The sequence below is a fragment of the Nonomuraea sp. KM90 genome (assembly GCF_052246675.1).
Taxonomy (GTDB): Bacteria; Actinomycetota; Actinomycetes; order Streptosporangiales; family Streptosporangiaceae; genus Nonomuraea.
In genome coordinates, this window is sequence record NZ_JBQQCB010000356.1 from 1 (window position 1) to 1,420 (window position 1,420).

Here is a 1,420-nt window from a genome sequence, read left to right on the forward strand (position 1 = left end):
GGTTGCGTCCACGGGAGTGGTGTACGAGTTTGGCCTGGTCACAGGCGTGGCGTCGTGAAATGAAGACGGCCATCGAGTGATCCTTCGAGTAGCTAGATCAAGATCGAAGGGAACCAGACGATGGCCGCAGACAACAGTGTGACGCCCGCGCAGTGGCTGGCGCAGCAGATCGAGACCGGTGATCCGGATCTGTTGCGATCCATGGTGAAGACCATGGCCGAGACGTTGATGTCGGCCGAGGCCGACAGCCTGTGCGGCGCCGCCTACGGCGAACGCAGCAGCGAGCGAACCAACTCCCGCAACGGCTACCGGACCCGCGAGTGGGACACCCGAGCCGGCACCATCGACCTCGCCATCCCCAAGCTCCGGCAGGGCTCCTACTATCCGGACTGGCTGCTGGAACGACGCCGCCGGGCCGAGCAGGCGCTGATCAGCGTCGTCGCCACGTCCTACCTGCTCGGCGTCTCGACCCGGCGTGTCGACAAGCTGGTCGAGCAGCTCGGCATCAAGCACATCTCCAAAAGCCAGGTCTCGCAGATGGCCAAGGTGCTGGATGAGCAGGTCGAGGCGTTCCGCACCCGGGCGCTGGACGCCGGCCCCTACACGTTCGTGTGGATCGACGCGCTCACGCAGAAGGTGCGCGAGGGCGGCCGCACGATCAACGTGCATGCCCTGCTGGCCACCGGCGTCAACGCCAACGGCCAGCGCGAGGTCCTCGGCCTGGACGTCACCTCGGCCGAGGACGGCGCCGGCTGGCTGGCCTTCCTGCGCGGCCTGGTCGCCCGCGGCCTGTCCGGTGTCCAGCTGGTCGTCTCCGACGCCCACCGCGGCCTCATCGAGGCCATCGGGGCGAGCCTGCCGGGCGCAGCCTGGCAGCGCTGCCGCACCCACTACCTGCGTAATCTGCTCACCACCGTGCCCAAGAGCGCCCAGCCGTGGGTCGCGACCCTGGTGCGTACCATCTTCGACCAGCCCACCGCCGAACAGGTCCGCACCCAGCACGCCTGGGTCATCGACGCCCTGGAGGCCAAGTACCCGGCCGCGTGCGAGCATCTGGACGCCGCCCGCGAGGACCTGCTCGCCTTCGCCGCCTTCCCACGCGAGACCTGGCGCCAGATCTGGTCCAACAACCCGCAGGAACGGCTGAACAAGGAGATCCGCCGCCGCACCGACGTGGTCGGTATCTTCCCCGACCGGACCGCAATCATCCGCCTGGTCGGCGCGGTGCTGGCCGAGCAGACCGACGAATGGACCGAAGCCCGCCGCTACATGGGCCTGGACGTTCTCGCCAAAGCCCGCGTCCGGCTGATCCCCGGCGACACACCCGTCCCGAACCCACTACCGCAGACACTTACCGCTTAACCTGCAGAAACAGGATCACTCGAAGATCGATTCATACACCACGTCCGTGGACGTGACC

The 1,420-nt window shown here is 67.5% G+C and carries 1 protein-coding gene; it reads left to right on the plus strand.

The genetic code is table 11. The features are described from left to right. The first annotated feature begins 120 nt into the window (after positions 1-120). Complete coding sequence (locus tag ACTWPW_RS64180; protein WP_443175040.1) at positions 121-1,362, plus strand: IS256 family transposase; 1,242 nt, start codon at positions 121-123, stop codon at positions 1,360-1,362. Positions 1,363-1,420: the final 58 nt, after the last annotated feature.

Bases quoted from the DNA above. Each gene is read 5' to 3' on its own strand.
- ACTWPW_RS64180 (WP_443175040.1), top strand. From the start codon at position 121: ATGGCCGCAGACAACAGTGTGACGCCCGCGCAGTGGCTGGCGCAGCAG.